This window comes from Streptomyces apricus (genome assembly GCF_008369065.1).
Classification (GTDB): domain Bacteria; phylum Actinomycetota; class Actinomycetes; order Streptomycetales; family Streptomycetaceae; genus Streptomyces; species Streptomyces apricus.
The window spans coordinates 20,434-25,262 of sequence record NZ_VDFC01000020.1 but is presented as its reverse complement, the minus strand read 5'-3'; the positions used below and the strand labels follow the sequence as shown (position 1 = coordinate 25,262).

Below are 4,829 nucleotides of genomic sequence, written 5' to 3'. Positions count from 1 at the left end.
CCGCAGGCCGACGCCGTCCCAGCCGCCACCTCACCGGCCGTCGCCCCGTACCTCTACAACGGCTGGGGCAACCCGCCCAGCCCGACGACGATCACCCAGGCCACCGGCGTGAAGTCGTTCACGCTCGCCTTCGTCCTCAGCAACGGCTACTGCAACCCGCAGTGGGACGGCAGCCGCCCGCTCACCGGCGGCGTCGACCAGCGCACCATCACCACGATCCGCAACGGCGGCGGCGACGCCATCCCGTCGTTCGGCGGATACAGCGGCAACAAGCTGGAGAGCTCCTGCTCCAGCGCGGGCGAACTCGCCGCCGCTTACCAGAAGGTCGTCGACGCCTACGCGCTCAAGGTCATCGACATCGACATCGAGGCCGCCGCGTACGACAGCCCCACCGTGCAGCAGCGCACCGTCGACGCCCTGAAGACCGTCAAGTCCCGTAACCCGGGCCTCAAGGTCCACATCACCATCGGCACCGGTCAGAGCGGCCCCGACACCAGCCTGATCAACCGCGCCGCCGCCTCGGGCCTGTCCGCGGACAGCTGGACCATCATGCCCTTCGACTTCGACGGCGGCAGCCAGAACATGGGCACCCTGACCCTGCGCGCCGCCGAAGGCCTGAAGACCGCGCTGAAGCGGGCGTACGGCTACAGCGACGACCAGGCCTACCGGACCATGGGCATCTCCTCCATGAACGGCGTCACCGACCAGAACGAGAAGGTCACCGTCGCCGACTTCCGCACCATCCTCGGCTACGCCCAGCAGCACCATCTCGCCCGGCTCACCTTCTGGTCCGCGAACCGCGACCGGCCCTGCACCGGGGGCGACCCAGAGAGCTGCTCCGGTGTCAGCCAGGCCGCCTGGGACTACACCCGTGTCTTCGCCGCCTACACCGGCTGACCCCCACCGCCCCTCCTCGTCGCCGAAGGACCCCACATGATGCGCTTCAAAGCCCTGGCCACCGCCACCGTCGCGGGCCTCGTCGGGACGATCGCCGTCCTGAGCACCGGCAGCGCCGCCGCGGCCGACCCGAACAAGGCTCCGGGCGGCAACTTCGACCTCTCCGTCTGGCAGTTGCAGGAGCCCGTCGGCTCGCCCGGCTCGCCGACCACCATCCCCTCGTCCCGGCTGCAGGGCGCCAACGGCTACCAGGACTCGTACTTCTACACCGACACCCGGGACGGGGCGATGACCTTCTGGGCCCCGGAGAAAGGCGTGACCACGCCCAACTCCAAGTACGCCCGCTCCGAACTGCGCGAGATGAACCGCAACGGCAGCGCCGCCGACTGGTCGCTCAAGGGCAATCACCGCATGAACGCGACCCTGCGCGTGGTGTCGGTGACCTCCAACGTCTGCGTGGGCCAGATCCACCTCGGCTCCGGAGGCTCCTCCACCAAGCCGCTCGTGGAGCTGTACTACCGCGCCAACGGCGACATCGTGGCCGGCATCGAGAACTCGCCCGCCGGCGGCCAGACCCCGCACACCGTCGGGCACGTCTCCCTCGGCAAGACCTGGACCTACTCCATAGCCGTCTCCGACGGCCGGACCATCGACGTGACCGTCAACGGCAGCACCACGCACTACACGATCCCGACCTCGTTCGACCCGTACAAGCAGTATTTCAAGGCCGGCTCCTACAACCAGTCCTCGTCGGACAGCACGACCAAGGGGGCCCGCGTCGCCTTCTACGGCCTGACGGTCTCCCACGGCTGACCCGGTGGGGTGCGCGCCGTGTGCGCGCACCCCCAGGGGTCCGGCCCCGCTCAGTCGTGGTGGCGACCGTGACGACCGCTGTCCCCGTCGTCACCACCGCGGTCGCCGCCTCGGTGGTCGTCGCCGGACCGGCTGTCCTCCCCGGCCTTGGCCCGCGACCGCGTGACCTCGCCGGTCGCCCGGTCGACGTCGACGTCGTACCGGGCACCGTCCTTGACGATCCGTACGCTCCACACCGCACGGCCGTGCTCCGTCTCGGACTCGACCTTCGTGACGGTTCCGCCGCCCACGTGGGCGAGCGCGATCCGCCCGGCGCGCCGGCTGTCCACCGCCGCCCCGGGAGCGGCGGTGCCGGTCGGCCAGGCCGTGTCGTCGCTGCTCGGAACCGCCGTCGGAGAACCGGACACCGACTCGGACGCCGACGCGGACGCCGATCCGGTCGGTGACGCGGTCGGCTTCCCGGTGGACGGCGCCGACGACGCAGTGGCCGACGACGACGCGCTGCGGGACGGGGACGCGTCGTCGCCGCCCCCGCTGGCGAGAGCCGTGCCGGCGATCGCGGCGACGAGTGCTCCCGAGGCGAGCAGGACGACCGGTGTGCGCTTCATGACGAACCTCCTGTGCGGGCCCGGACCGGGCCCGTGCGCTGGTGTTGAGGAGAGGTTCGCCCGCGGTGGGATAGGGCCGCGCTGCGGCGGGGTTAAGAGCGGGCTAAGGCGTTCACGGAGGTGGGGGAGCGGGCGAGGGAGGTCCCAGTTCCAGGGTCACCCGGGCGCCGCCGGACGGGCCGGTGGACAGGTCCATGCGGCCTCCGCTGGAGCGTGCCGCCCGGCGGGCGATGTCCAGCCCCAGGCCGGTGGAACCGCCCGCGCTGACACCCCGCCGGACCAGGTCCACCGACAGGCCGGGACCGTCGTCCGCCACCGTCAGCAGGGCTCCGCCGCCGGGCCGGGGGGCCAGGGTGACCGAGAAGGCGGTGCCGTCGGGGGTGTGGGCGAACACGTTGCCCAGCAGCGCGTCCACGGCGGCGGCGAGTTCGTCGGCCGGGACGCCGACCGGCAGGGGACCGTCCGCCGTGATGTCCAGGGTGACGGCCCGGCCGGTGTCCTCGGCCAGCACGGTCCAGAAGGCCACCCGTTCACGGAGCGCGGCAGCCGCATCGCACCACGCGTGCGCGTCCGTCTCCCTGCGGTGGCGGGCCTGGCTGATGAGGCCGGTGACCGCCCGCTCCATGGCGTCCACGCGCGCGGCGATCCGGACGGCGTCGGCGCCGGACAGCGATTCGGCCTCCAGCCGCAGCGAGGTCAGCGGCGCGCGCAGCCGGTGGGACAGGTCCGCCACCTCCTCGCGCTCCTCGCGCAACAGGTCCTGGATGCGGTCGGCGAGGTGGTTGAGGGCCCCGGCGACCTCCCGCAGTTCCGGCGGACCGTCCGGCCGCGCCCGGGCCGTGAGGTCGGCACCCGCGAGCCGGTGGGACACGGCGGACAGCTCCGTGAGGGGACCCACCAGGGCGCGGCTGAGCCGGTCGGCGACGAGCAGGCCCAGCAGCAGGAGCGCGATCCCGAGCGCGGCCAGCACCAGCCAGGCGCGCAGGACCCCGCGGGTCAGTTCGGCCGCGGGCACGAAGGAGCGGATCACGGCGGTGCCGTCCGTACGGCCGAGCACGGCCACCACGATCTCGCGTCCCTCCGCCCGGTCCACGGTCCGGCTCACCCCCGCCAGCGCGGCGAGCCGGACGGCGCTGCTCTGAGGTTCCCGGGTGCCGAGGACCGTCCCGTCGGCGAGGTAGACGGTGAGCGGGCCGCGGGCCCCGGCGGCCATGTGCTCGACGCTGGAGCGCAGCGTCTCCGGGTCCGCGGTCCCCACCAGCGACACCAGGCTCTGCGCGTCGGCGGCGGCCGTCGCGGTGGCCCGGTCCTGCGCCACCGTGCGCAGCAGCAGGGCCAGCGGTACGACGAACGCGATCAGGGCCAGGCACATGGTGGCCGCGACCAGCAGGGTCAGCCGGCGTCTCACGGCCGGTCCGCGGGCGCGCTCAGCCGGACGCCGACACCGCGCACGGTGTGCAGGTACCGGGGTTCCTGCGCACTCTCGCCGAGTTTGCGGCGCAGCCAGGACAGGTGGACGTCCACGGTCTTGTCGGCGCTCCCGTAGGGCACCTGCCACACCTCGGTGAGCAGCTCCCGTTTGGTGACGACCTGTCCCGCCCGGCTCGCCAGGTGGTGCAGGAGGTCGAACTCGCGGGGCGTGAGGTCCAGGACGGCGCCGGCCAGGGTCGCCTCGCGGGTGCCCGGGTCGATGCGCAGGTCACCGACGACGGTGGCCCCCACGGGCTCCCGGGCGCCCGCGCCCCGCCGCAGCACCGCCCGTATCCGCGCCTCCAGCTGGGCGGCGGTGAACGGCTTCACCACGTAGTCGTCGGCCCCGGCGTCGAGCCCGCGGACGATCTCCGCCTCGTCGTCGCGCGCCGTCGCGATGATGACCGGCACCGGACTGACCGCGCGCAGCATGCGCAGCAGCTCGATGCCGTCGAGATCGGGCAGGCCGAGGTCGAGGACCACGAGGTCCGGACGCTCGTCCAGCGCGGTCTGCAGACCGCCCATGGCGGTGTGGGCGGCGGCGACGGCGTGGCCGCGCTCGCGCAGGGCACGCAGCAGCGGCGTCCGTATGGTGGGGTCGTCCTCGACGATCAGCAGATGTACCACAGCGGGCACGCTATCCGAGCGGACCGGCCGGGCCGACGGGTCCGGGTCCCGTTAACCGTCCCTTAGGGTTCCCCGGTGCTCCCCTTATCGGGGGCCGGGGCATAGTCGTACGCATGCCTTCGCGTACGTTCCTCGCCCTGGCCGGCTGGACGGCCGCCGCCGTCGCCGCCACGCTCACCGGGCTGGCCGCCGTCGAGATCATCGGCGACGGGATCACCGGATCCTCCGACAGCACGGCGCTCACCTCGGAGCAGGTCGAGCGGCAACTCGACGCGGCACAGGCCTCGCCGTCGTCGTCCGGTTCCAGCCCCGGTTCCGCCCCCGGATCCGGTCCTGGAACGGCCACCGCGACCCCGGGTGGGACTCCCGGCACACGGACGCCCACGCCCACCCCCACGCCTACCGCCTCCGCCC

5 protein-coding genes and 1 pseudogene are annotated in these 4,829 nt (G+C 73.2%); 3 read left to right on the top strand and 3 right to left on the bottom strand.

The window, feature by feature from the left end; translation table 11 throughout:
* Both FGF04_RS07125 and FGF04_RS07120 read left to right on the top strand, forming a co-directional pair.
* Nucleotides 1–897 (top strand): chitinase (locus tag FGF04_RS07125; protein ID WP_149510409.1); only part of this gene is annotated, 897 nt, incomplete at its 5' end.
* 36 nt (nucleotides 898–933) lie between these two features.
* A complete protein-coding gene (locus tag FGF04_RS07120) occupies nucleotides 934–1,710 on the top strand; it encodes a polysaccharide lyase family 7 protein (protein ID WP_149510397.1) in 777 nt (258 codons plus the stop codon).
* Between the two features lie 50 nt (nucleotides 1,711–1,760).
* Here the strand turns inward: FGF04_RS07120 and FGF04_RS07115 are convergent, their stop codons facing one another.
* The 3 genes from FGF04_RS07115 to FGF04_RS07105 form a co-directional block, all read right to left on the bottom strand.
* The gene (locus FGF04_RS07115) at nucleotides 1,761–2,318 is read right to left on the bottom strand and encodes a PepSY domain-containing protein (RefSeq protein WP_149510396.1); all 558 of its coding nucleotides are present in this window, start codon (nucleotides 2,316–2,318) and stop codon (nucleotides 1,761–1,763) included.
* Between the two features lie 112 nt (nucleotides 2,319–2,430).
* Nucleotides 2,431–3,726 carry a sensor histidine kinase gene (locus FGF04_RS07110; RefSeq protein ID WP_149510395.1) on the bottom strand — a complete coding sequence of 432 codons (1,296 nt, stop codon included), beginning with the start codon at nucleotides 3,724–3,726 and terminating at the stop codon, nucleotides 2,431–2,433.
* Nucleotides 3,723–4,415 (bottom strand): response regulator transcription factor, encoded by a 693-nt coding sequence (locus tag FGF04_RS07105; RefSeq protein ID WP_149510408.1) that lies wholly within the window; start codon nucleotides 4,413–4,415, stop codon nucleotides 3,723–3,725. Before FGF04_RS07105 ends, FGF04_RS07110 begins: the two co-directional genes overlap by 4 nt.
* A gap of 113 nt (nucleotides 4,416–4,528) precedes the next feature.
* On the opposite strand from FGF04_RS07105, the pseudogene FGF04_RS39940 reads away from it, so the two are divergent.
* Nucleotides 4,529–4,829 (top strand): annotated as a pseudogene (locus tag FGF04_RS39940) (hypothetical protein); the annotation flags it as partial.

Bases quoted from the DNA above. Each gene is read 5' to 3' on its own strand.
- FGF04_RS07120 (WP_149510397.1), top strand. From the start codon at position 934: ATGATGCGCTTCAAAGCCCTGGCCACCGCCACCGTCGCGGGCCTCGTC.
- FGF04_RS07115 (WP_149510396.1), bottom strand. From the start codon at position 2,318: ATGAAGCGCACACCGGTCGTCCTGCTCGCCTCGGGAGCACTCGTCGCC.